Origin of the sequence: Eudoraea chungangensis, from assembly GCF_029360665.1 — a bacterium.
Lineage (GTDB): Bacteria > Bacteroidota > Bacteroidia > Flavobacteriales > Flavobacteriaceae > Eudoraea > Eudoraea chungangensis.
This window is the reverse complement of sequence record NZ_JARDUB010000006.1, coordinates 274913-299790: the sequence shown is the minus strand read 5'-3', so window position 1 is coordinate 299790 and position 24878 is coordinate 274913. Positions and strand designations below refer to the sequence as shown.

Here is a 24878-nt window from a genome sequence, read left to right as displayed (position 1 = left end):
GGCAAAATTCGAAAACAGCGCCTATACATGTTAAATTGGGAGGAAGCTATCGGCATAAGTTAACTTAGCATAGATTAAAGGTATCGTCCAATAATGGAAAAACACTAGTAATTACGGTATTTCGTCTGTCTCAATTTATTGGCCTTAGAATTCCCGTTAAATCTTTCTTTGACTGGGTCCCAATCTAGTTCTTCTCCCAGCTGATAAGCAATATTTGCAATATTACAAACACTGGCAGACCTATGCCCAATTTCTATATCACAAATAGGCTGTGTTCTGGTCTTTATAGCATCTATCCAATCTTGGTAGTGGTCTTGATTAACCTTGTAAAGTTTTTTGTCGGATTCTTTTAGTTCTATTTTCCTTAATTTCTTTGGAGTGGTTTCAAAATAATCACGACTAATATCCATATTGGCTTCACTCCCAATAAAACGCACGCCCCAGCCCCTGCCAAAATCTTGGTGAATCATTTCCGTACCATTGTCATAGTACATTTTTAGGCCTCTAACCGCATTCCGATCTTTAGGGGGAATATATTTCACCGGGCCTGTATGGTCTTTCCCTAAAGCCCATTGCGCTATATCAAACATATGGGCGCCCCAGTCGCATAGAATACCTCCTCCTATTTCCTTATAATATCGCCAATTTGGCCAGAAGTCTACATCATTATTAGCAGGAGCTATCCTATGGTTATAAGCCAAAAGAGGTGCTGGTCCACACCAATTATTCCAGTCTACTTCCGTCGGCAAAGCTTCGGCCTTTAAATCATATGGCCTTGAGGGATCACCAACATTTACCAGCACTTGCCTAATTTCTCCGAGATAACCGTTTTGTACTAATTCACATGCCTTTCTAAAATTTTTCCAAGATCTTTGCATGCTTCCAGTCTGCACTATGCTCCCCGTTTTCTTTGCGGTACTTACCATATCTGCTCCTTCCTTTAGGGTATGCGAAAGTGGTTTCTCGCAAAACACGTCTTTTCCCGCCTGCATCGCATCTATAGTCTGTTTTGCATGCCAGTGGTCAGGAGTGGCAATTACAACAGCATCTACTTTATTATTACGTAGCATTTCACCATAGTCTGTAAAAGTCTCTACTCCTTCGTAGTTACTTACATTTCTATGTTTGGCATATACCTGTTCTACATGAGACTTAAACCAAGCATTTTTCGTGGTCCACACATCACAACCAGCTATAATCTGTGCGTTAGTATTTTCTACAAATCGAGATGCGAGTCCCCTACTCTGCTTACCTAGTCCAATAAATCCGATTTGAATTTTATCATTTGGAGCAACAAATCCTTTGCCTAGGACATGTCTGGGAACAATGGTAAAAGCACCCAATGCGAGTGCTGAATTTTTTATAAAACTTCTTCTGGATTTAGTCTTATCATTTTTTGTTTTAGCTAGGTAACTATTTTTCATGGTCAGAACTTAAGGAGAATATATTCCTCTTAAATTACGAAAAAATAGACTATTCGGACAGTCTAAAATTATCAATGGCCTACTATTTATTAAACCAATAGGTGGCTTTTAGGGTGAGAGACCATATTCTTCCCTGAAGTGGCGACAATAATTCTGCATCATTGTATACTAGAAAAATATCTGAGGCTGGTTTGTAACGCCATTGCAGTCTGGAATTTAGATTGAAATTTCTAGTTTGTTCATTATACTGGAAAAGCGTGGCAAAAAATAGTTTATTCGTAAAAGTTATATCTAGCTGTGGCCCAAAGAGCCAAAAGTCTGTTGTGTTCCATGGAAACGGTAAATAGATATTAGAATAGTTTACCGTAGCATTAACACTTACATAGGGTTGAAATCTATAGCCTATTTGTGTTCCAAAACTAGTTAATGTACCATTCTGATAATACCCTCCATACCTTCCAGTTACGCTATATCGCAACATACTTTGAGGTTTTGAATTATATTCCAGTACGGCAGCAATCCAACGGTGTTTGCTTCCGGCCAAGAGAGAATCCTTGCCGGTACCCGTTGGATCAAAAGGATCTAATAATTCTACATATTCACTTACTCCTCCAATACTAAAATCGCTTCGATTTCTAAAATTAAAACGGTATTTATAAGAGATTATATGATCCGTTTCTTTGAAATCCTCATCGAAGTAGTAGTTTATATCCACCAGAGGTCCATGACTTACAGCCGGACCTTTAGATGGAAAAAACAAATAACCAGCAAATGTATTAAGATTAATATACGACTTACGAGGTACAAATCCTACCTCCGCTCTATAGTCTTCTGGGACATATTCTTCTTTAATTCCCCAATTCCATTTTCTCGATTTATACTCAATGTTTGCCGCCTGGGTAAAACCATTTCCTAAACTATCGGGACTAAAGGATTTAAGCGCAAATATTTTTCCATTCCAAACATTGTCTGCTGAAGCAAGGTTGTACTCTAGCCCAATATTTCTATTGTATTGTGGATATAAGCTTGTTAAGGAATCTGTTTTATTTGGATATTTAATCGATTGTTTATTTACAAAGAGCAATCCAATGGTGGAACGCTTAAAAACTTGTCTTTGTAAGCTAATGACTCCAAAATTTTGACTGGGTAGGCCTGAGGCCTCATCTTGGGAAGTTTGTATGTCCATGACACCTAGGCGCCATTTTTCATTAAGGTTACCACTAATTCTTATTCCCGCATTAATTGGAACCCCAAGGCCAATTCTCCTAGAAAAAAATGGTCGGATGGTAGCATAACCAAAGCTTGCAAATAAATCTGCATTTTCAAGAAAAAATTGTCTTCGTTCTGGAAAAAACAATTCAAATCTATCTAGATTAGTTACCTGTCTATCTACTTCTACCTGCGAGAAGTCTGGATTAATTGTTAAATCAAGGTTTAACGAAGAACTGAGACCTATCTTTACATCTCCTCCAAACTTAGATTCGTAAGAAGTACCCTTTTCCTGATCGTATACAGTACGACCTAACACATAGGGTATTAAGGAATAATTAAAACGTGGGGAAGGAGGAGGTTTATCCCAGACCAAGGTACCTGTATAGGCCAAGGATGCTGTTGGAAACTGTCTTGGGATAGGGGTCCAACTAGACTTTTCGCTGGTTGCCAGATGTAAGCGACTAAAATTTATTCCCCATTCTTTTTCCCCATCTTCATAACGTATAGATTTAAAGGGAAGGGCCATTTCAAAAACCCACTTTTTTGGTTCTTGTTTTACCGCAGAAATCCATTTGCTATCCCAGTTAAGATCCACACTGCCGCCGGCAAACATGGTGCCGTCCCATTGGGCTCCTGCAGCATTAGAGCCAAAGGTAAAACCAGTGGTTTGGTTGTTAAAAGGATCCAGAAAAAAAAGAAAATTATCGTTTTTACCAAAGGAAAAATCACGCCTTAAAGACTCCACAAAATACTCTCCTGAGATACTGTTGTAAAATGTAGCGACGAGATAGATATGGGTATCGTCGTAAGTCATTCTAATTTCACTTTGGTCATTTGCCTTGTCTTTATCCATTGGAAGGACCATAAAAAAGTCTTTTGCGACCTCTGTATCCTCCCAGGCCTTATCATCAGCAATACCATCTATAACTATCGGCAGGTGTGTTTTCTTCATATGGTATCGAAAGTTACTGTTCTTTTTTTGGGCGGACAGACAAAGACCTAGAAGGCAAGTACAAATACTTAAGATTAGCTTATTGGAATATATTTTCCTTAAATTCGAAAAGACATTGGACTTCAAAATACGGTTGTTTATCTCTGCAAGTAAAATAAACTTCTAAGGTAGTCTAAATTCGTAAACCCTTAGTAGAATCTAATATATATAGCATGGTTTAGCAATGTTTATTTTTTATCTTTCCATATCTAGTTCCTTTAGAACATCTTCTGCCGACTTGGTAATATTCTGATAACACTTATATCCCCATCGGCTAAAGAATAAGAGGAAAACGGACATAACTAGCATATAAATAAGAAGTAAACTATGGTTTTCTATAAACAAATCTTTCCCTTTCATGATTTTTGAAAAAACGGGCAGCACAGTAAACATAAGTAGAAAACTGAGATAAATTCCCAAGCGCTGAATAAGGAGTAGTTGCCCTTTATATTTTTTATATTTAATTATCATTTCTTTTAGGTTAGATCTACTTACGTCTAATCGTTTCAGCCTGCCAATAGAACCTAATGTTAGGATAGGTAAAACAATTAAAAAGACTACTGTAAAAAGTCCTGAGCTAAATAAATACCAGGTATTTAAGTCTTTAAAGTTTATAAGAATAAAAAAGGCCATTATAAAACATATTACAGAGCCAATGCTTTCGTAGAAAGTAAGTCTATCAAATTTTCTATGGTATTGATTTTTAGTCATTTTCATAATTAGATCGTTTGTGATAATTTTTTGTTCTTCTATTTGATGGCTCATTTCGGACCATATTTCTTGCATTTCTTCTAATTTCATAAGCCTTGTTTTTGCATATTAGTTTTAAGTTTTTGTTTTATTCTAGATAACTTGCTGCTTACGTTGGTAGGCGTTAAGCCGGTTATCTGTGAAATTTCATTGTATGTTTTGCCTTCTAATAAGAGGAGGACAATACCGCGTTCTAAAATGTTTAAGGCATAAATATGCTGATACATAGATCTTAGGCGAGTTTCGTATTCATAGTCATAGCTTTCTTCAATTAAAACATTTCTGTCTTGCGCCTGAAGGACAGATTTTTTTTTCTCTAAAGTCTTTAAATGTTTTATTGCTGTATTCAAGGCAACCCTATACATCCATGTTGAAATTTTTGATTTTGCCCGAAAAGTTTCAAAAGACTTCCATAGCTGGAAGACTATTTCCTGATATAGATCTTGTCTGTCTACCGCGGTGTTGGTATACAAAGTAGTTACCTTGTATATCAGGCCTTTATTTTCTTTGATAAGTTCTATAAAAGAATCTTCTGTTGACATAAGCTTATTTCTTCCATCTATACCATTAGTACTGAAAGTAGAGAATTTGTCACACAAATTTTTACAAAAGGTAAAAAACACCCTAGGGAGAGAGGCTGTATCAATGTAGGGGTTTAATAATCAAACGTTTAAAATTCGAACAGATTTTTATCTAAATCCTTCAATAAGGAAAATGTATTTTTAAAATAAACCTTTTGTAAGACTTCATCAGGAAGATCCAAACCATACATAGCCCAAAAAGCATGGTATTTTTTATAATAGGCAAAATATTCGTCCCCAGTTTCTAAAACTCGAAAATACAGAGGAAATTCTTCGGGTTTGTAACTGTCTTTGCCAAAAAGTATTCGATCCTGGTATTTAATAAAAAAGGTCCTGGCTGCCTTAGGTTGCCTACCCAATTCAGCAATAATTGCACCAATACCAACATACATATTTGGCATGTCGTCCATTAATTCTCCAAGTTTTTTAAGGTTATTGGCATACCATCCCATATGGGCGTTTATGAATTTTGTATTCGGATGCTTTTTAAACATATTATGCTGTTCTTGAATAATTTGCTCCCATGGTGCAGGATTTGTAGCAGATCTTTTTCGTCTTGGACGTGTCTTTAACTCTAACCACCTTTCATTATTGCTATCCATTGGGTCCCAAAAAGATTTGGGATCTGCCGAATGAATAAGAACAGGAATATTCAAATCCGCACATTTTTCCCAAATAGGATCTAGTCTTGGATCGTCTACAGCAATCCTTTTACCATTTAAATCATTATAACGAAGTCCTAAACTTTTATAAATTTTTAAACCTTTGGCTCCATTTTTAACATCAGTTTCTAGTTGTTTAGCCGCAAGTTCTCCCCAGTTTTTACCTCCTACCCCATCAAAATTGACGTTTGCAAAAACCACAATTCGATTAGGGTAATTTGCATTCACATTTTTAAGCATGGCCGACAAACCTTCTCCAGATCCACCGCTTAAATTAACCAAAACCGCCATATTCATTTTATCCATGGATTTTACCAAAACCTGTAAATCCTGGGTAGCCATGTTAAAATGATGACTGTGAATATCAATAAATGGGTACCTGGCCTTCGTAACAAGATGTTCTTCTACTACCAGAGTAGATTTTGGATTATACTCTTCAAAACTCATTTCTTGTGAAATAAGATTCTTACTTATTATAAGAAGGGCTACTAGTACGAGAGTTTTCTTTAGCAACATTTGGTTAGATTTTTGTAAAAGGTTATGGTAAAAAGGAGTTAGGAAATATATATACCCGGTCTTGATTTAAATTTTTTTTAATTGATGATACTTTTTCATGGTATCAAGGTCCACTAAATTAATATTATTCTTCAAAGCAAGAATATTTTCTCTATTAGTCTCTAAAATTTCTCGTGCCCCATAATCCCTATTTAGTGTTATAAGCTGTTTAAAAAAAGATTTAGGAAAAAGTGCAGGAACGCCATGCTTTAGCCCGTAATTGGTTGCTATTATTTTTTTAGGAAATTTATTTCCTTTATCTAAATAGGTGTTCAAGTTATTTTTATTAATAAAAGGCTGATCGGCCAGAAGGATTAAGACTGCCTTGGTGTCTGGTAAGCTTTGACTTATATATTCTACCCCCTTTGCAATAGAAGAACCCATTCCTTTTGTCCAATTTTCATTGACAACTAAATTTACTAAAGACGGTTTAATAGACTTTTCTATTTCTTCAGCCTTTGCTCCTAATACCAGCACTGTATTATCTGCATTCGAATTAATAGCGGTATTTACTACGTGGCCTAAAAGAGTTGTTCCTTCCCAAGGCAGCAACTGTTTCATGGTACCCATTCTACTGGAACTCCCTGCTGCCAAAATTAAGATGGTAGTCTCCATAGTTAAAGTGAATATATAGAACCATTCTTGTTTTTCAAGAAATCAGGCGTTCGTTTTCGAATAATTGCCAGAATTTCAGCCATTATAGTAAGTACTATTTCGTCTTCTGTTCCTGCTCCTATATCTATCCTAGCGGGGCCAGATATTCTTTCTATAAAATCTAAGGAAATATCAGCCTTGTGTTCCATTTATTTAGACAATTGTTTATCTCTTCCAGACTTAGGGTCTTATTCCCAATATAGGTCAGTCTTAGTTCACAAAGAGCCAATAGAAGTTATAAGTCCTTATAGCTATGTGTCATTAAAACCAGCGTAATATGAAAATTTCCTTCTAAGGTACTTATATTCTCTTCATCTAAAAAATGAATTGCATCCCTTCTCTGTAAGACAGGTTCTGCTCGCTTTTAAATTTCTTTTTAAGCATATCCTCCGCCTAGCACACCCACCGTAAGGTCATTATCTATTACTAACATTCTCAAAACTTGTCCTAGAAATGAAGATCCCTTTTAGTCCTCTAACGAGGACAATACAGCTATGTTTAAACCTTTTCGACCGATGGATAGGTATTGAGAATATGAAGCAATATGTGCGTTATCTAAGCAGGAAATCTGTATAAAACTAAAGGTACTAATTCTTTTAACTCATAAGGTTTCTCTCGTGGTGCCAACTTTATAAAGCCATCGGACCTAGCTAGACTAACCAAGTCACCAGAACTATTAGTATTGATTAATGAAACTTTTAGAATTCCATCTTCTAGGCTTGTTTTTACATTTAAAAATTGGGTAATACTACTAGAATTCGTAATAGTTTCTGTCAGCTCACCTTTTATTTTAATAATATCTAATCCAAGACTTTGTGAAAGCCAAGGCGTAAAATAAATATGGAAATTGGCAAAAGTGGAAACTGGATTGCCAGGAAAAGAAAAAACCAGAGATTTATTTGTTGTGCTTTGTCCAAACCAAAAGGGTTTACCGGGCCTTTGCGCAACTCCATGGAATAATTTTTTAACACCTAATTGCCCCAATATTTTGGGTATATAATCAAACTTCCCTTTAGAAACTCCACCACTTAAAAGTAAAATGTCCATTTCCTGGATGGTTATTTGAAGTCTTTGTCTAATAATGTCTTCATCGTCAGGGAGATGCAGCAAAAGAGGTTCTATACCGTAATTTTTAAGGGCGGCATATAAGGTATAGGAATTAGATTTTCTGACCTCATGGGTTTGTGGATGTTCATCTATAGCAATCAACTCGCTCCCAGTAGATATTACCGCAACGGAGGGAAGTTTCTTTACAGTAATCTCCGATTTTCCTACTGTAGCAAGCACTCCTATTTCTGCAGCTGTTATTTTCGTATTCTTCTTAAGGAGTAATGCCCCTTTTTTTACATCACTTCCTTTAAGATGAATATGCTGCCCCGGTTTAACGCTTTTGCTAATATTGGCAATACCTTTATGAATTTGAACTTCCTCATACATCACAACAACATCGGCCTCGTAAGGCACAACTCCACCGGTCATTATCTCTATACATTCTGATTCTTCCAAAAATGGATAAGTCTTTTCCCCTGCTGTTACTGTACCCTTAATTTCGAAGGCCTTTCTTCCTTGTTCAACAGCACGGAATATGAGTGCTATGCCATCTTTTGTGGACCTATTAAAAGGAGGGAAATCTCTATCGGCATATATGTTTTCCGCTAAAACTCTACCGAAAGCCTTTTTTATTGAAACGGTTTCTTCTTTAAAAGTATAACAGGTTTCTAACACCTTTTTATATGCCTCATCGAAGGATATTAATGCCATCTACCAAATGTATTAATGATTTAAACCAAATATAATCACAGCATCCAAAAAATCAGGAATAATTCTATATCATTCCACCAGTTATTAGGAGTATTTTTTTAATTGACCATGCTTCTAAAGCCGTTTTCTACAATTCTTCGGTTTCTTTTATCCGATTTACATAAATTAAAGACTTAACGCATCGACAAAGAGTGATTGTCGATGATCATATAAAAAATTAATACTTCAAGGCACTAGACTAACCGCCACTAACAGGAGGTATTAACGCAATCTCGTCAAAATTACAAATAGAATCTTCGTCTTTGGCATATTTTTTATTTACAGCAACGGCCAAAGAACTGAGATTATTTAGTTCAGGATAGGAGATTCCAAGGAAATCCTTTAAATCGGATACAGAAGCCAATTTGCTACTTTTAGCAACAGGAATGGACAAAGAGGCAGATCCCACAATATCTTGTGTGATACCAAATAGCAATACTTTCATATTATCCTATAATTTCTTTTTCGGGAGCTCTTAATAATTCCGGATAGTTGTTAAATGGCTGCTGATACAAACGTTTTCCTGTGGCTGCCTTAAATGCATTAGCAATAGCACCACCCGCCGGCGGTAGTGTTGGCTCCCCTAGCCCTGTAGGAGAATGTGTATTTTGTATTAAATGTGTTTCAACTACCGGCGCCTCTTTCATTCTTATTAAGCGATATCTGTCGAAATTGGTGGCCGTGGGAGATCCGTTCTCAAAAGTAAAATCTCCATACATTGAATGCCCTACCCCATCAATTACGCCTCCTTCAATTTGATTGAGCGCTCCTAGAGGGTTTACTACAATACCACAGTCTACTACGCAAGTAATTTTTTTAACTACGGGAATGTTGTTTTCCAAAACTACATCGGCTACTTCTGCTACGTGACTATTATGACAGTAATAATTAACAAAACCTTGGTAAACCCCATCCGGTTGTTTACCCCAGCCAGACTTTTCAACAGCAGTATTAATAACTATCTCCATTCGTTCTGGTGAATATTGAATCCGTTCATCTGAAGTTCCCTTTACCTTTTGCAACAAATCTAAGCGAAGTTTTATTTTGTCTACGTTCATTTCTTCTGCCAATTCATCAAAAAAGCTCTGCTCTGCAAAGGCAAGAAAGTTCGTATAAGGTGCTCTCCATGCACCAGTAGTAATATTGCTATCATACTTGGCAACGTCTACCTGATAATTTTCCACAGCACCTGCTGGAAAAAAATTTGGAATTAAACCGTACATATTGGAGTTAATAGATGCCTCTTTTAAGTGATAGCCAGTTAATTCTCCGTCTTTTATGGCCGCTTTAATTCTGTATTTTATGGATGGTCTGTAAATCCCATCGCTCATATCGTCTTCTCTTGAGAAAACTACTTTGACTGGTTTTTTGGCAAGATTAGAAATTAAAGCAGCTTCTACAGCAAAGTCTCCATATAGCCTACGACCAAATCCGCCACCCATTCTAGTCATTTCAAGATGTACATCGCCCTCTTCCCTTTCCAATAAACCTGCAATATGCTTTGCTGTACCTTCTGGAGTCTGAATAGGACCTACAAGATGTATTTTTGTATCCGTTACATCCGCATAAAAATTCATGGGTTCCAAACAATTATGAGGTAGAAATGGAGACTCATATGTTCTTTCTAAAACCTTGTCTGCTTGCGAAAAAGCTTTTTTAATATTTCCATCCGCGCGTAAAGTTTCAAACTTATTTCCATCCAAAAGACCTTGCAAAATTCTATGATGATCTGATGAACTTTCTAACCTACTATCCTCTGTCCAGCTTGCTTTCAAAGCCTTTTTACCTTTCATAGCAGTCCATGTGTCTTTTGCCAATACTGCAATTTTATCCTCGAAGCGAATAACTTCAATTACACCTTCTAAGGCCCTGGTATCGGTATCATCAAAACTCTCCAGTTTCTGCCCAAAAGCAGGGGGTCTTAACACAGAAGCGATTACCATATTTTCCGATTTATAGTCTAAGCCAAAAAGAGGTTTTCCGGTAATGATATTGTCTAAATCAACATTAGGGATCTCTGTTCCAATAATGGTGTAATCTTTAACCTTTTTTAAGGTGACATCTTCCGGAATATCCATAAGAGCAGCTTCTTTTACTACTTCACCATAGCCCAGTTTTTCTCCCTTTGAGTTAGTAATAATACCTGCATTTGTGTTACATTCGGAAGGATCAACCCCCCATTTTTCTGCTGCTGCATTTACCAACATTTGACGAGCGGTAGCCCCGGTTCTTCTTAAAGGATCCCAACCAAACCTTATTGACTGACTACCCCCGGCAACCTGACGAGTATAATTTTTAGTGTCTAAAATCCCTTGTTTGACGTAAACATCTTTCCAAGCTACATCTAATTCTTCTGCAATAATCATGGGCATTGCCGTTTTTACTCCCTGTCCAATTTCTGGATTTGGGGAATAAATGGTTACAGCCCCATTATCAGCTATCTGTATGAAGGCATTAAAATCGTTATATTTTAGGTTAGCTAAGTCAACAGGTGGTTGTGCATCCGGTTTACACGAATTAAACAAATTAAAACCTATAAGCATTCCTCCTCCCGCCAGGGAACTAGCTTTCATAAAAGACCTTCTGCTTAAGCCTTGTGATTTATTCTCTTTAGACATAATTATTATATTAGGGTCAGTTAGGATATTTTTGTGGCTGCAATTTCAACAGCTTTATAAATTCGAGTATATGATGCACATCGGCAAATATTGCCATGCATAGCATCTTTTATTTCTTCCTCTGTAGGATTACTATTATTAGCTAAAAATGCTGATGCCGTCATTATTTGACCGGCCTGGCAATACCCACATTGGGGTACGTCAACCTCTTTCCAAGCAACTTGTACAGGGTGTTCACCATCTTTTGAAAGACCTTCTATGGTGGTAATGTTTTTACCTTCTAGGGAAGCCATTGTCAAAGAACAACTTCTAACGGCTTGCCCATCTAAATGAACCGTACAGGCACCACATTGTGCGATACCACAGCCATATTTAGTTCCTACTAAATCAAGATGATCTCTCAGGACCCATAACAAGGGGGTATCTTCACTAACATTTACTGTTCTGGATTCTCCATTTACGCTTAATTGGTATGTTGGCATAATCTATTTTTTAATGTTTTGACTGATTCCTATGAAAGATATCAAAAATAAATAGCAACTATAAACTCTTTAACAATTTGTTAATGGTTAAAATTTATTCCGATCGGGTAATCTTATCCCTGAGCTCTTTCCAACTTACTAGTATTATGTTTTCATCCTCTAGTATTTTTGCACATTCTTTACTTGTAAAAAAATCAAAATCTGCCTGACGCCAAGCAGAACCGTATTCAGGATGATTTATAGTAATGGCTTTCATTTCGGCATTGTCGTAGGCGGCATGTATTAATAAACAATTTAAACCAGCAGGAAGATTTTTTAATATATTTCGATAGTAAACATCCATTCCCTGTTTAATAGCATTTGGATATGCTATATGAATATTATCTACCATCACAGTATTCTTATCTAATAACCCTTCCAAGCCTGGCATTGGCGTTTCCATGATTCTCCCATCTAAGAGGACAGGTATTTTATACTCCCTGCCTAGTTTTATATAAATTATACCTATTTCTGGAGTGCTCGCAGCAGAGCCCATATGGGTATCTAGATGAGTAATGTTTATTCCAGCGGCCAAGGCTTTTTCAATCTGACCTCTCAGTTCTATTTCTACTTCTTCAGGTTTTGCATAGGTTGCCAAACTGTCTACACTACTAAAAAAATATCCTTCTTCGTTAATAAGACTTTTAACCCGATCCTTAGAACTTACAGGCCCCCACTTGTAATTCTGCCATTCACTATTCAGGGTTAGGTGGAGGCCAAAATCCATATTTTTATTCTCTCTGGCATAGGCCGCAATTTCTGGAAACCATGGGCAGGGTACCATAATACTTGCAGAATTTACCGGACTATTTTCTAGGGCGTATATACTGGCCATGTTTTCTGAATTCGCCACTCCTAGATCATCAGCGTGTACAATTAATAATTTTGATTCCTTAGGAAAGCCAAGTCTCTCCGCGATATTGCTAATTTGAGAAAAACTCTGTTTCACTATAAAGAATGCCAGAACAATAAATACGCTGTTGTAATAAGGAGATAGTTTCATTGGACATAGATTTATACTACTAAGCTAGGGATTTTTCATTATACTTCTATTAACAATATTTAACACTGTTTTTAAGTCTATTGATAATTTTAATTCAAATTCCACGTTGTGGGGAAGAACAACTAAAATGATGATTATGAAACTGCTTTTTAAAAATTTCTCTATTTTAAGCTTATTACTGCTCGTTTTTTCTTGTGGAAATGCTGATGATGATATTAATTTTATTATTAGTCCTGATGGGGATCTAGGACAAGGATCAAATGTAGATGAGTGTTTAGATTTGGGAGATAATACTCTTGTTCTTTCTATACAAGATCAATTCACCACTTTACCTGGGAAGGTTTCTGTTTTTTTCAAAGTATCTGATGCAGATGGAAACCCGGTTCCTAACCTACGAGCAAGTCAGTTCAGTATATACGAACAAGGTCGTAATGATGAATGTTTTAATGCCATTTCGGCCTCAGAGTCATTTGCACGTATATCACCCAATTCCCAGATATTTAATAACAATACCCTCTTAGTATTAGATTTAAGTAATAGTGTGTTAAGCTCTAGCCTAGCGGAACTGCAGTCGGCTTCTATCGGGTTTATTAATAATGTGATGCCAGAAGAGGAAGATGCTTCCTTTCGTATGGCAATTTATTGGTTCGACGGGGAAGACATACTTCATTTGTTAAATCCGTTATCGTCCTCTAAAGAAACTTTAATTAGCGCTATTGAAAACATAAGTGCCGATATTAGTAATGATCCATCAACAGATTTATACGGGGCTGTTTTAAAATCTACCGATATCGCTACCAATTTGTTAAGTGAAAGTGTACAAAACAATATTATAAGTGCTGCGTCAATTGTAATTTTTACGGATGGGACAGACCAGGCATCTCGTTTTACAGAAGAAGAAGCAATTACTAAGGTCAGGGACGCAAACTCGAATATTAGCTTTTTTACCATAGGCCTAGGTTCTGAAATAGATACACAAATTTTGATGGAATTTGGTAAAACATTTAGTGTATTTGCAGATAATAAAGAAGAATTAGAAGCTAATTTTAATGCAATTTCCCTTCGAGTAAATGAACAGGCAAATAGTTTCTACCTCTTTGAATATTGCAGTCCAAAGCGAGATGGCAGTGGCGAAAACAACTTGGCAATACAAGTTGTACAAGGCAGTTTACAAGGGGCAGTTCAAACTTCATTTAGTGCGGAAGGTTTTGTAGGAGGCTGCGAATAAATAAAAAAACATTTAATCTAAACTAAGTGCCTTTGCGGGCACTTTTTTTATTTAGTAGGGTTTTGTAGATTCTAAGTGTTATATATATGAGCCTAATCTAGGCTCTATAACCAACCATCCTGAATAGTTAGTTTCTTAATTTAAAAAAATATTGCCATGGATGTCGTAAACGAAATAATTTTTAATGGTCCTTTGGGTGAACTATCTACTTCTATAAGAAGCCTGGTGTTAACCCTATTTTTTGTGATACTTGCCACTCTTCTTATTATGTTATTTATGCTTCTAATTGGAGGAAACCAATATAGTTTAGGCTACAGCTATCTCTTTAGTGTTTCCCACTGAGGAAATCATCGATAAATCATGGCATTTTTAAAATTTGAAGAAGCCTTGTCATTTAGATCAATTAGAAAACCGTTAATTACTGCCTTTTCTATTTTTCCATTTTTACGAAGTAAGAATGTTGGGTTAACCCCAGGTTTTAACTGAAAATCTGTCTGAATATATTTTTCAGCTATTAAATTTATCGGAATCGGAGAAAAAACATCTTCCTTTTTAAAATCACTTATTCGAATAGCAGTATAGCCTTGGCTTAAAATATCATAGGGATCCAAATTTTTTAGGTCTTCTATTGTGCCAATAGTTTTTGGATATACCTTACCGGGAACAATTGTATAGTCTTCGGCATTTAAGTTTTCAAATCCATAATAGGTGGAAAGGTCTCCTTGGTCAATAATTCTGCTACTATTCCAAAAACCGTTATGCTCTTTTAAGTCTACTTCGGGTCTCTGAATACCTATATCTAAAACGTAGTAATTGCCGTGTAATTGATAGCGAACGCCTTCTATTTTCAGATCAAATAATTTTCTATCGTTATGGGGAATTTCTTCATAGGCGGCAATTGGAATTGCTGTGTAGTTCTTATTCGCTATGGTATAAATTGCTGACATTATTGAAACGTAGTTTAATTTTCTTATTTCTTGTTTTTCTATGTCTTCTGGATATCCCCCTGATTCAATTAATATAGTGCTGGTACCCCATTTTTGTATATTGTCCCCAAAGGCTCTGGGCTCAAAATCATCGCTATACCTTCCCACCTGCCCAGGGGCATATTTTTGAATAATACTATTCATGAATACAATGATTTTCATGGCATTTCCTCTACTTTCATTGATTTCCTTTTCGTAATTATAAGGTGGAGCCAGGTAAGATATTGTTGCGGGCTTCTCGGTTCTCTCTGCATTGTAATACCTGCTTTGGTCATGCAGATTAAAACCAAAATCTGCATCTAGACTATCCCTTACTTTTTTTAGCGTTCGTCCTTCTGGAGATTGCAGTCGTACAGCATCTCTATTTATGTCTATTCCCAAAATATTTCGACGTTGAAAACGTTCGGCCCCATCAGGGTTCAACATTGGAAGAAAATGAAGCGTTAATTTATTGAGGATATCATTTTTTTCTGAAGTAAAATCTTCACTATCCAGAAAATTCAGGATATCAAAAATGGCCTGTGTGGCCGTTGGCTCATCACCATGCATCTGGGACCATAAAAAGACATCTGTATCTCCCTGCCCAATACTTATAAGAGAAAGTGTTCTCCCCTCTATAGATGTTCCAACGGTATTTACCTTAAACTTTGGATTGGCCCTATATTTTTCAATAAGTGGCTGAAGATCTTGATATTTTATTCTTCTTTCGCCCAAGATGGCTTCTTTATAATTATCATAAGTATCGTATAGAGAAGAAGTAATATCTTGTTCTTGTGCTCCTGTCCGTGATATAAATAGTATGGCAAGAATGCCTATAAAGTAAAGTTTTTGCATCATTTGTTTAATTCGTTGGTAAGGGCTTAAAATTAAGTTTTTTGGTGGCATTTCGCACTTTTAGCATAAATTCTTTTCCTGGATCATCTTTTTTTGTTCTATAGGAATCATCCTTTTCCAACCAAAGAGGATGTTTCTCAAATAATGTATATTCATAGTGTCCAATAAGATAATCAATCGCATATTTTTTTGATAAATATTTCACTAACCAAATATTGGATTTTAATTGGGCATCGGTAAGAGGTAAGTCGTCCGTGCCGCCTACATTTTCTATGCCAATAGCGCAATGGTTTAAACCAATAACATGCCTTGCCATGGTAGTTTCTGGTAGTAGCTGGTATATGGTGCCGTCTCTATCCACTAAAAACTGTGAAGACACATTTAAGCCACTAACAGAATTTATGTCTGGTCGCCAATCGGGTAATGTAGGAGGGTTAAATACATCAAAAGTTCTTTGCATACTGGGGATCACGGTCCAATGCAAGACAATCATTTTTGGGGTAATCTCAACATTGTCTTGTTGAATTCCATATCTATCTAACAGGTATTCTTTTGTTAAGTTCGTTCTTTGCGCATCAAAAATAATGGGCTTTTCAATAATCTTTTTGTTGCTGGAACAACTTGTTAAATAAAGAGTGAAAAGGAATAGAATGGTTAGTTTTTTCATACTATACGTTCTGCTACTTGTTTCGATTAGGGGATAATATTCTTTGATTTACTAAATTCATACTGTAGTATTACTTTTTGAGAACCCCATTCTTTTGCTTTCTGAATATTAGTTCCCATAAAAATATCAATCTTTTTCTTCCATTTTTTGTTCATTTTATCTTTTACAAGATATATACCTTGAAGGCCAGAAATTTTAACCCTAGAATTATGCTTTATACCCATATTTAATAGGTCTCGGGATACTGCAATACATTTCATTTCTGGTAAGAGTGAGTCTCCCCAAGCCCCAATTTCTGGGGTGTTAGAAGTCTGGCTTTTGACCGAATTATAGGCGGTCGCAGTTACTTCTATAGCTTTCCATTCTTCTTTATTGTTTTCCGAACCATTCTTACACGAGCTCATTAATAGAACAAAAGAAAGGAAAAATAAAAATCTAAAGGCCTTCATAATTTAGGTAAAGATAAATATCCATTAATGGTTCTAGAGGCACTATGCATATTTTACACAAGATTAAAAAACGCCTTGGTACCTATAAAGCTGTTTTTAGAACTCTATAAAATAGTTTAGTAGGCTTGGAAGTTACTACATCTGTTATTGTTTTACAAAATCAATATCAGGAAGGAAGAGGCACGTAGGTATTGTCTGCGGGCATCATAGGGAATGTTTTATCCTGCCATTCTCGCTTTGCAACTTCTATGCGTTCTTTGCTATGCGAAACAAAATTCCAAAAAATATGCCGTGCTTCCTCCAATGGCTCCCCTCCAAACAGTAATAGATGTGAATTGTTATTTATTTGAATAGTACAGATATCGCTGACTTTGGATACTAGAATGTGTCCTTTTTCTATTTGCTGTCCGCATGCCACTATACTACCGTCCACTACACAGATACCAATCTCGCCCTTTAATTCTCCCTGTGTATTTAGGCTATACTCTTCTGTTGTCTTTATTTCTATCATAAACAATGGGGAAAATACTGGCACAGGAGAAATTCTACCATAACCACTGCCTGCAATAAGTTTAAAATGTGTTGTACCATCTTTCCATTCTGGCAGTTGACTGGCTTTAATATGATGGAATTCAGGAATAATCTCTTCTTTTGATTTGGGGAGTGCTACCCAAATTTGATACCCGTGTGCAACAAAGATATTTCCATTTCTTAAATCTTCCGGTGTACGTTCCGAATGGCTCACCCCCTTCCCTGCTACCATCCAGTTTACAGAACCGGGAGTGATACGCTGTTCGGTGCCAATGCTATCCCTGTGCATTATATCACCTTCAAGCATATAAGTTAGAGTTGCCAGGCCAATATGGGGATGTTGATCTACATCCATATAATTTTTTGGACCTAAGGTAGTGGGTCCCATATGGTCTATAAAAATAAATGGACCAATCATCCTTTTTTTTCTGAAGGGAATTAATCTTCCTACCAAAAAATCACCAATATCTCTACTTCTTTCTTCAATAATCAGACCCAGGTTAGACATATATCTATTTTGATAACTAAGATACAGATTTTGATATTTTTTTAAAGAACCTATAAGATTCTTAAAGTTGATTATGGTCAGTCAAATAGTATTCGATTATTACGAAACCCAAAAATTAAACAAATTAGCAATAACTTAAAACGAACTGTACACCACAGATTTTTATTTACTCACAACATTAATTATGTAATACTGCCAAACTGAACTAAGTTTATACTATAAATATTTAACAAGTTAATTTTTTCATTTTCATATAGTGTTCTCGTAAAAGAGTCCTGATCTTTTTAAGACGGGGCTCTTTTTAGTTTATAACAAGTATTCCTAAGTTGAAATGTGGTTATTTGTTAACGACCTCTTCTCAATTTAGAATTTTTTAAGAAGTCATTACGATTGTAAATTTGGTTGATGTATAGAGATAATTCTAAAATTTCAGTATTAATACCTGATGCCCATAGCAAGTATATGCCCTTGGTCTTAAATTGTCTTTCCTTGTTCCAAAATGTAAGAATACATCTTTTGTCTACTGAAAAATTTAACGCACCAAGATTTTCCAAAAATATCAAAAGCTATTCCTATTGCGGGGATAAAACGTATAGCGAGAAATGGGTAGAACGTGTGCAAGAAGCAATTAAGAAGCATCAAATAGACATAATTCTGCCAGTGCAAATGGAAAGCTTTCCAGTTTTTACCAAGTTACAAGATGTATTGCCTAAGAAGGTAGCCCTTGTTCCTTTACCACAAATGGATTCATTTAAGACTGCTTCCAATAAATGGTTTTTGGCCAAACATTTAGAACAATACGGTATTCCCGGCCCACGTACCAGCCTTTTTAAATCCTCTCAAAAATCGTTGGATTTAGATTTCCCCTGCCTACTAAAGCCCATGAAAGATTCAGGAGGTGGTGAGGGTATTATAAAGTTTAGTAGTCTGGAAGAATTAAGAGGATATTTGATTGAGAAGAAGGAAGAGGATACAATTATGATTCAAGAATTTATGGAAGGAGATCCTATTGGGTGCAATGTGCTATGTATGGAAGGTAAAGTATTGGCTTATACCATACAAAAGGGTTATCTTTTTATAGATAAGCCTTATTCCCCCCAGGTAGGTTTATACTTTTTTAAGAAAGACAAAATATATAAGACAGTTTCTAGGCTTATGCATTCCTTAAATTGGAATGGAGTCGCCAATATCGACATGATATACAATGATAAAACAGGAGAATTTAAAATCTTAGAAATAAACCCTAGATTCTGGTTAAGCCTAGATGCCTCTGCTTTAGCCGGCGTAAATTTTCCATATCTCTATCTCCAATTGGGCTTAGGGAATTCTATAGCAAAGCAAGATTATAAGCTAGAAAAATATGTAAACCTTAAAGGACTATATCTTTTAGTGAAAAAGAATCCCAAAGTAGCCTTTAATTTCAAATTCTTATGGAATAATACATCCTTAAGATTTGCCCTTAAAGACCCTTTACCCATTGGTTATCATTTTCTGTGGCGAAGTCGTAATATTATTCTCAGCAAACTTAAGATGGAGAAAAAAAAGTCTTAAGGAATCCATTTGTTAGCACCAAAATTAGGCTTTCGCTTCTCCAGAAATGCGTTTCTTCCCTCCTTTGCCTCATCCGTCATATAAGCCAATCTTGTTGCTTCGCCGGCAAAAACTTGTTGCCCTGTCATCCCATCGTCTGTAAGATTCATTGCGAATTTCAACATTTTAATAGAGATTGGAGATTTGGCGAGTATTTCTTGTGCCCACTCAAAAGCCGTGTCTTCTAATTCTTCATGGGGAACCACTGCATTTACCATGCCCATCTCATAAGCGGCCTGAGCGGTATAACTTCTGCCCAGGAAAAAAATCTCTCTTGCCTTCTTTTGTCCCACCATTTTTGCTAAATAGGCCGAACCATAGCCCCCGTCAAAACTAGTAACATCTGCATCGGTCTGCTTAAACAAAGCGTATTCTTTGCTTGCTAGAGTAAGATCACAAACCACATGCAGACTATGTCCACCGCCCACTGCCCAGCCGGGAACAACAGCAATAACTACCTTAGGCATAAATCTAATAAGACGTTGCACCTCCAAAATATTAAGCCTGTGCATACCATCTTCACCAACATATCCTTTTTGTCCTCTGGCATTTTGATCTCCTCCACTACAAAAAGAGTATACCCCGTCTTTTGAAGATGGCCCTTCTCCCGTTAATAACACTACTCCTATGGAAGTATCCTCCTGTGCATCGTAGAATGCTTCGTATAATTCATTAGTTGTCTTCGGACGAAAGGCATTTCGTACTTCTGGTCTGTTAAACGCAATTCTGGCAACCCCATTACATTTTTTATAGGTAATGTCCTCAAAGTCTTTTACTGTATTCCATTTATTGCTCATAATTATTAGATTTTAATATCTAAGATAAGGTTTGTGTCTCAATTATTCCAAGGCATTAGGATACAAGGAATCTTAGTCTTCTAGGTTTTAAGTTTGTTTTTAAGCTCAATCCACTTGGTCATATACTTTCCGCTATAGTATTGTTGTGAAATTAATATTCTGCCCAGAATATTACTATTTCTATGGAGTTCAAGGTTGTTAAGAATTTTTGATATTTTGGAAGAAAGTTTTTTCTCCCATTTTCTATTGGATGGCAGCTTATCTAACATGCTTTGTCCACTCGAAATTGCCTCTGTCCATTGCTGCTTTTTGGTGTAATGAGCTATGGCAAGCTCGGCAAAATCTTTTGGATTATCCGCAATTTGATTCTTAAGGCAAGCTGCCCCTTCAAATCCCTCTACACCAATAGAAGTGGAGACCAAAGGAATACTATTCTCTAGACTATCGAGCAGTTTTCCTTTTAACCCTGCACCATAGGTTAAGGGGATTAAATTTACGCGATGGTGGTTTAATGCTTTGCTAAGGTTTTCTACCCAACCCATACCAATAACACCATTTGTCCTCCGGAACAAATCTACAACTTTCTGCGGCATATAAGGTCCGTATATATGTAGCTCAGCCCTAGGGATGGCTTTTCTAATGGTAGGCCAGATATCCTGAATAAGCCAAATAAGTCCGTCAATATTAGGTTGATGTCTTCCATTGCCAACAAACATAAAATCCTTTCTCTTTTCAAAAGGCACTAAGTGTGTTTGCTCATTTATATTATAATTATTGCTTTTAAAAGGTAAATACAATAGAAGTTGTTTATCTAGGGGGGTATATTTTTTTAAGAGTTCTATTTCGTACTTTGAAATAATTAAGGTTAAGTCTGACCGATAAATACTTGCAATCTCTCGTTTCGTTATATCTAAGGCTAACCATTTTAATGGATTAAATGGATCCTTTCCTTTAAGACCTTCTTGCCTTGCCTGTCTTAGGGAATGCAGATCCATGGTATCTAAAATCCTCATCGCCTCAGGACAATTCTCAAGGACCCTGGCGCCAAACTGTTCTTCTGTCAAAAAGCGGTCAAAAACTACAATGTTTGGATTAAGGCTAGTCAAAAAGGAGTCGAAAGAGCTTTTATTTAATTCTATGGGTACCCATCGAACGGCTGCCAAAACACCTGCAGAACTATATTTGAGGTTTTGTGCGGCAGAAACAAAAGTGAGCTCCACATTGTTGCTTAGAAACCATTCGATTAACTCAAAGGTTCGTCTTCCGGCGGCTGTGGTATGTAACTCTGGCCAATTATGACCAATAAAGAGAACTCTCTGCTGCATTATTTGCGTATTTTCTGACTAAAGAAAGGCCTAGAAATCTTGCCTGGTATGAATAATGTAATAGAATACAAATAAACTATAAACGGGAAGCAAACTTTTGAGAAATGCTAAGTCTTAGTTTTCGTTCATAATCTTCTTCTAACCATTCTTTATAGTTCTTGGTATTATTCATAATGCAATAAGAGTATTGTCTTACTCGATAAGCTATTTCTTCTTTCAGCTTTTTGGCGAGTATTCTGGCATCAAAAACATCTTCACTATTCTCAACACAAATTTGGGCGTGTTGCTCAATGCTTCTTTCCAATACCGTTTTAGATCGTAAACCTTGGGCAAATACTTTCTTGTATTCCGCTTTAATATCAAATGTTATATTAGAAGAATTCTTAAACTCGGCCTTTAGATCTGCCGGCATTTCATAAACAAACTCCCTTTCAATCTCCTCATCGTTCTTTATATTCTCCAAATAAAAGTCTGGAAAATAAAAGATTTCTTGCCAGTCTATTGGAGCATCCCACATTCCGAACCTGGAGATATTATTACCCAGATCCACCACTGTAAAATTATCTTTTTCCGGAAGGATTCGAGATCCTCTTCCAATCATTTGAAAATAAAGAGTTAGGGATCTGGTAGCCCTATTTAGAATTACGGTTTCTACACCTGGCTCATCAAAACCAGTGGTTAAAATACTTACGGAAGTTAATATAGCATCCTTGGTAGAGGAAAACCAATCCAAAATTTCCCGTCTTTCCGAAGCGCTATTTTTATTGTCTAGATGCCTTATTGGATATCCCCTTTTTTTAAAAGTTTCATAAACATATCGGGAGGTATTAATGCCATTATTAAATATCAAAGTTTTACTCCCCTTCCCTATTTCTTCGTAAGCACTTATTAATTTACCGAGCATATTCTGATTACTATACAATTCATCAGACGACTTAACTGTATAATCTCCATTAATACCTAATTTTAAGGATCTGAGACTTACATCATAGCTGTACATATTAGCCTTGGCCAAAAATTTCTTCTTTATCAAAGATTCTATAGATTCTCCTACAATAAGCTTACTGTAGTTATCTTTCATAGGAAGCTTGATATTTGAACTCAATGGGGTGGCAGTAACCCCCAGAATATTCGATTTTTCAAAATACTTGAAGAGCTTCCGAAAAGAATTATAATGTGCTTCATCAATAATCACTAAGCCCACGTTGTGTAACTCAATTAAATCTTCTTGTAAGCGATTATTCAATGTTTCTACCATCGCAACAAAACACATGAATTGATCTTGATCTTTGAAATCCTTTACTTCGCTGTTAATTATTTTATTTTTTACACCGAAACCTGCTAGCATACGAGAAGTCTGTACGCTCAATTCAATTCTATGGGTTAGAACAACAACTTTTTTCTGGTTCTTCTTAATATATCTTTTGGCTATTTCAGAAAAAACTACGGTTTTTCCTCCTCCTGTGGGAAGTTGGTAAAGAATATTTAGTTCATCAGATGCCTCCTCAAGATGCGAAAATATCGTATTGAGATCCTGTAACTGGTAGTCGTAAAGTTGTTTTTCTGTTTGATCTGTTTGTGTTCGCAAAAGCTAACTAAATATGAATATTTGTAGAATATTAAGTACAGAGATTTGCTAAAATCCCAATTTTACAAAATTAATAGAAAATAGTGCTTAAATGAAACGATATTTAGAAAATATAAAATTCAATATCCTTTTTGTCTAAAAACCAGATTATTAAGGGGTAAATCTTTTTTAAATCGCCTATAATTCTCTATTAATTGTGGTAAAACAGACGCCACGTCGGAAACGCTGGCAATATGGGGGGTAATGTTAATTTTTGGGTGTTTCCAGAAGGGATGTTCTGGTAACAAAGGCTCATCATGGAATACATCCAAGCTGGCTCCGGAAAGCTGCCCTTCGTCTATACTATCAATCAGATCTTGGTCATTTAAATGCCCTCCGCGAGCGACATTAATAATATAGGCTCCTTCGGGAAGATGTTTAAAAACATCTCTATTCAAAATCTCCTTGGTAGAAGGCGTTAGCGGGAGAAGACAGACTAAGATGTTACTTTGATTCAGGAAGGAATTACGTTCTTTATCCCCGTAGTACATGTTAATTCCTAGCTGGGGTTTTTTCGTGGTAGCCCAGCCAATAGTTCTAAAACCGATTAAAGTGAGAAACTTTGCCAAATCGGTACCCAAGGCACCCATTCCCATTATTCCTACCTGTACATCACTTATTCTATTATAATCTTGGGGTTTCCATTGGCAATTTAATTGGTCTACTTTATAATGCCTAAGGTGTTTTAAATTATCTAAAATAGTGGCCAATACAAACTCAGACATATCGCTTGCCAATATTGGATCGACAACTCGTGTAATTGGTATGTCGTCTGGAATACTCTTATCCTCCAATAAAAAGTCGACTCCTGCGCCGAAAGACGCTATATACTTGAGGTTGGGATAATTTTTTAATACGCCCTCAGGATGTTTCCAAACAAAGGCAACCTCTGTTTTCTCTCTATCATGAGGTTCTAAAAAACTGAAAAAAGATATATCAGGAGCATTTTCTTGCAAAGCCTGTTTCCATGCATTTATCTTTTCATCTTGCCTAATAATTACAACTGCCATATTTTTTGGTTTTATTCAATAATATCTAAGGCCTTTGAAAATTCTTCCTCCAACGGCCAATTCTGGCTCTGACTCTTTTTATAAATAGTGACGATTCTTTCTTGAAATTCTGACAATAATTTATGTTTGCTAACAAATTGTATGGACTCTCTAAACGAGTTAAGCATACTCTTATAAAATGCCTCCGGTACTTTATTGTTTTCCGAAAACGTTTGGGCTATTTCCTGGTTAAAGAGCATTACGTCTGCAGTTAAGTACGGATCCATTTCTAACTTTAAAAAGAGCTTAATAAACTTCTGAGCTACCGATCTTCTGGCCCTGGCCCTTTTCCTTTTTAGAGGAAAATACTCATTCGAAATTTTAACTTTTGCCTCTTGGACAAGTTTTTCTTCTTTGGGATTAAAAACAAAGTCGAAATATTGCTTAACCGCAGGGAAGCGATCGTATAAATCGGTAATCTGATCTTCAAGATCTCTTTTCTTTAGTTCTTTTAAGTACTTTTTTAATGCTCTCTTGCTCATATCAAGCACTAAAGATAGTACTGTTCTTGAAATT

23 protein-coding genes are annotated in these 24878 nt (G+C 36.2%); 2 read left to right on the top strand and 21 right to left on the bottom strand.

Annotation, left to right across the window (positions count from 1 at the left end):
• Positions 1-104 precede the first annotated feature (104 nt).
• The 12 genes from PXG98_RS14185 to PXG98_RS14130 form a co-directional block, all read right to left on the bottom strand.
• The gene (locus PXG98_RS14185) at positions 105-1424 is read right to left on the bottom strand and encodes a Gfo/Idh/MocA family protein (RefSeq protein ID WP_276392105.1); all 1320 of its coding nucleotides are present in this window, start codon (positions 1422-1424) and stop codon (positions 105-107) included.
• Positions 1425-1506: 82 nt separating this feature from the next.
• Positions 1507-3588 carry a DUF5916 domain-containing protein gene (locus PXG98_RS14180; protein WP_276392104.1) on the bottom strand — a complete coding sequence of 694 codons (2082 nt, stop codon included), beginning with the start codon at positions 3586-3588 and terminating at the stop codon, positions 1507-1509.
• A gap of 234 nt (positions 3589-3822) precedes the next feature.
• Positions 3823-4428 (bottom strand): hypothetical protein, encoded by a 606-nt coding sequence (locus tag PXG98_RS14175; protein ID WP_276392103.1) that lies wholly within the window; start codon positions 4426-4428, stop codon positions 3823-3825.
• A complete protein-coding gene (locus PXG98_RS14170; protein ID WP_276392100.1) occupies positions 4425-4919 on the bottom strand; it encodes an RNA polymerase sigma factor in 495 nt (164 codons plus the stop codon). The genes PXG98_RS14175 and PXG98_RS14170 overlap by 4 nt, the downstream gene beginning before the upstream one ends.
• A gap of 128 nt (positions 4920-5047) precedes the next feature.
• Positions 5048-6136, bottom strand: coding sequence for an amidohydrolase family protein (locus PXG98_RS14165; RefSeq protein ID WP_276392098.1), 1089 nt, complete (start codon positions 6134-6136; stop codon positions 5048-5050).
• A 66-nt stretch (positions 6137-6202) separates the two neighbouring features.
• Positions 6203-6790, bottom strand: coding sequence for a nucleotidyltransferase family protein (locus PXG98_RS14160; RefSeq protein WP_276392096.1), 588 nt, complete (start codon positions 6788-6790; stop codon positions 6203-6205).
• Positions 6791-6792: 2 nt separating this feature from the next.
• Positions 6793-6978: a hypothetical protein gene (locus PXG98_RS14155; protein ID WP_276392094.1), complete on the bottom strand. Its 186-nt coding sequence runs from the start codon at positions 6976-6978 to the stop codon at positions 6793-6795.
• Positions 6979-7384: 406 nt separating this feature from the next.
• Entirely contained in the window at positions 7385-8590 is a 1206-nt protein-coding gene (locus PXG98_RS14150) for a molybdopterin molybdotransferase MoeA (protein WP_276392093.1), read from the bottom strand.
• Between the two features lie 238 nt (positions 8591-8828).
• The gene (locus PXG98_RS14145; protein WP_276392090.1) at positions 8829-9074 is read right to left on the bottom strand and encodes a MoaD/ThiS family protein; all 246 of its coding nucleotides are present in this window, start codon (positions 9072-9074) and stop codon (positions 8829-8831) included.
• A 1-nt stretch (position 9075) separates the two neighbouring features.
• Positions 9076-11247, bottom strand: coding sequence for a xanthine dehydrogenase family protein molybdopterin-binding subunit (locus PXG98_RS14140; protein WP_276392088.1), 2172 nt, complete (start codon positions 11245-11247; stop codon positions 9076-9078).
• Positions 11248-11267: 20 nt separating this feature from the next.
• Complete coding sequence (locus PXG98_RS14135) at positions 11268-11729, bottom strand: (2Fe-2S)-binding protein (protein WP_276392085.1); 462 nt, start codon at positions 11727-11729, stop codon at positions 11268-11270.
• Positions 11730-11823: 94 nt separating this feature from the next.
• The gene (locus PXG98_RS14130; RefSeq protein WP_276392084.1) at positions 11824-12771 is read right to left on the bottom strand and encodes a polysaccharide deacetylase family protein; all 948 of its coding nucleotides are present in this window, start codon (positions 12769-12771) and stop codon (positions 11824-11826) included.
• A gap of 136 nt (positions 12772-12907) precedes the next feature.
• Between PXG98_RS14130 and PXG98_RS14125 the strand changes: the two genes are divergently transcribed.
• The gene (locus tag PXG98_RS14125; protein WP_276392082.1) at positions 12908-13999 is read left to right on the top strand and encodes a vWA domain-containing protein; all 1092 of its coding nucleotides are present in this window, start codon (positions 12908-12910) and stop codon (positions 13997-13999) included.
• A gap of 347 nt (positions 14000-14346) precedes the next feature.
• Here the strand turns inward: PXG98_RS14125 and PXG98_RS14120 are convergent, their stop codons facing one another.
• The 4 genes from PXG98_RS14120 to PXG98_RS14105 form a co-directional block, all read right to left on the bottom strand.
• A complete protein-coding gene (locus tag PXG98_RS14120) occupies positions 14347-15819 on the bottom strand; it encodes a M14 family metallopeptidase (protein WP_276392759.1) in 1473 nt (490 codons plus the stop codon).
• 7 nt (positions 15820-15826) lie between these two features.
• Positions 15827-16486: a peptidoglycan recognition protein family protein gene (locus PXG98_RS14115; RefSeq protein ID WP_276392079.1), complete on the bottom strand. Its 660-nt coding sequence runs from the start codon at positions 16484-16486 to the stop codon at positions 15827-15829.
• Positions 16487-16512: 26 nt separating this feature from the next.
• Positions 16513-16935, bottom strand: a complete 423-nt coding sequence (locus PXG98_RS14110; RefSeq protein ID WP_276392078.1) for an RlpA-like double-psi beta-barrel domain-containing protein — start codon at positions 16933-16935, stop codon at positions 16513-16515.
• A gap of 166 nt (positions 16936-17101) precedes the next feature.
• Entirely contained in the window at positions 17102-17974 is an 873-nt protein-coding gene (locus PXG98_RS14105; protein ID WP_276392076.1) for a pirin family protein, read from the bottom strand.
• A gap of 405 nt (positions 17975-18379) precedes the next feature.
• Here PXG98_RS14105 and PXG98_RS14100 point away from each other — a divergent pair, with 405 nt between their 5' ends.
• Positions 18380-19525, top strand: coding sequence for an ATP-grasp domain-containing protein (locus PXG98_RS14100; RefSeq protein ID WP_276392074.1), 1146 nt, complete (start codon positions 18380-18382; stop codon positions 19523-19525).
• On the opposite strand, the gene PXG98_RS14095 is transcribed toward PXG98_RS14100, so the two are convergent.
• From PXG98_RS14095 to PXG98_RS14075, 5 genes are all read right to left on the bottom strand, one after another.
• Positions 19522-20361, bottom strand: coding sequence for a 1,4-dihydroxy-2-naphthoyl-CoA synthase (locus PXG98_RS14095; protein WP_276392073.1), 840 nt, complete (start codon positions 20359-20361; stop codon positions 19522-19524). The two genes, PXG98_RS14100 and PXG98_RS14095, sit on opposite strands and share 4 nt — an antisense overlap.
• An 80-nt stretch (positions 20362-20441) precedes the next feature.
• On the bottom strand, positions 20442-21686 hold the full coding sequence (locus PXG98_RS14090) for a glycosyltransferase (RefSeq protein ID WP_276392072.1): 1245 nt from the start codon (positions 21684-21686) through the stop codon (positions 20442-20444).
• A 76-nt stretch (positions 21687-21762) separates the two neighbouring features.
• Entirely contained in the window at positions 21763-23274 is a 1512-nt protein-coding gene (locus PXG98_RS14085; protein WP_276392071.1) for a DEAD/DEAH box helicase, read from the bottom strand.
• Between the two features lie 119 nt (positions 23275-23393).
• Positions 23394-24323 (bottom strand): 2-hydroxyacid dehydrogenase, encoded by a 930-nt coding sequence (locus PXG98_RS14080; protein WP_276392068.1) that lies wholly within the window; start codon positions 24321-24323, stop codon positions 23394-23396.
• Positions 24324-24334: 11 nt separating this feature from the next.
• The gene (locus PXG98_RS14075; protein WP_276392067.1) at positions 24335-24844 is read right to left on the bottom strand and encodes a DUF6155 family protein; all 510 of its coding nucleotides are present in this window, start codon (positions 24842-24844) and stop codon (positions 24335-24337) included.
• Between the last annotated feature and the right edge of the window lie 34 nt (positions 24845-24878).